At 70.1% G+C, this 1,009-nt stretch carries 1 protein-coding gene; it reads right to left on the minus strand.

Annotated features, from left to right (window positions below):
• Positions 1-60: 60 nt before the first annotated feature.
• Positions 61-984, minus strand: coding sequence for a transposase family protein (locus AB0442_RS42705; RefSeq protein ID WP_366168883.1), 924 nt, complete (start codon positions 982-984; stop codon positions 61-63).
• Between the last annotated feature and the right edge of the window lie 25 nt (positions 985-1,009).

The following is a 1,009-nucleotide window of genomic DNA, read 5'->3' on the forward strand; positions in this document are numbered from 1 at the left end:
ACGACTTGGTGCGCGATTGAGGGTGGGGCGTGTCGGCCTGGAGGGTTCGGCTGGTGATCTTCAGCGCTCCGCGCAGCGGTCGGAGACCAGGCCCGCGATCGCGAGCACGGTGTCGTCGAAGTACTCGCGGCGGCCGGTCCAGCGCTGCAGGGGTCTCCACTGCTTGGGTTCGGCGATGGCGTGTTCGATGCAGATCCGCTGGGAGGACTGGGCCTTGCGGGCCTGCTCCCACGCCGCGACCCGGTCGGGCGGGGCGTCCTTCTTCGGTTTCAGCGGTGGGGCGGTGACCTGGTCGGGAAAGTCCCGGGCGAGTCCCTGGTAGCCGGAGTCGACCTTGGCCTTGACCTGCGGGTACTGGCGCAGCAGGTCCTCGATGCCTTCGGTCCGTAGGGCGGTGACGTCGTGCATGCGGCCGGGCCGGATCGCCCCGGCCCACAGCAGTCGGCCCTTGTCGTCGCTGATCACAGTGGGCTTCTTGGTGTTCTGCTTCTTCTTGCCCGAGACGAACGCCCGGCGTCCGGGGCGGTTCGCCGCAGGGCGGCGGACCTGGACCTCGGTGCCATCCAGACGCAGTTCGACGCCTTCGGCCGCGGCGTAGGCGAAGACGTCCGCGAGGGTGTGCAGCCGCAGCCCGGGCTTGCCGGGGACGGCGAAGCCCCGCGCCGCGAGGAGAGGTCGGATCTCGTGGACAGCCCGGGTGATGGTGGAGCGGTTCACACCGTAGAACGCGGCCAGGGCCCCGTGCGGGAGCTGGAAACGCAAGATGACCAGGGTGGCGACCACCCGGTCGGTGAACACCAGCCCATGGTCCGGACCCGCCCCGGCCGCACGCAACCGGTCGTGACCGCGCCGCTCACGCAGCCGCCCCTCCTGCTGGGCCAGCCAGGCGTCAGAGAGTTCCTCGATCAGCTTGCCCAGCCGGCGCCTCGGCAGACCGGTACAGATCCGATGCGACAACACCCCACGAGCCCACTCCGACCTCATGGCTCATGATCATCCACGACGCCCC

The organism is Kitasatospora sp. NPDC085895 (assembly GCF_040702125.1).
GTDB classification, from domain to species: domain Bacteria; phylum Actinomycetota; class Actinomycetes; order Streptomycetales; family Streptomycetaceae; genus Kitasatospora; species Kitasatospora arboriphila.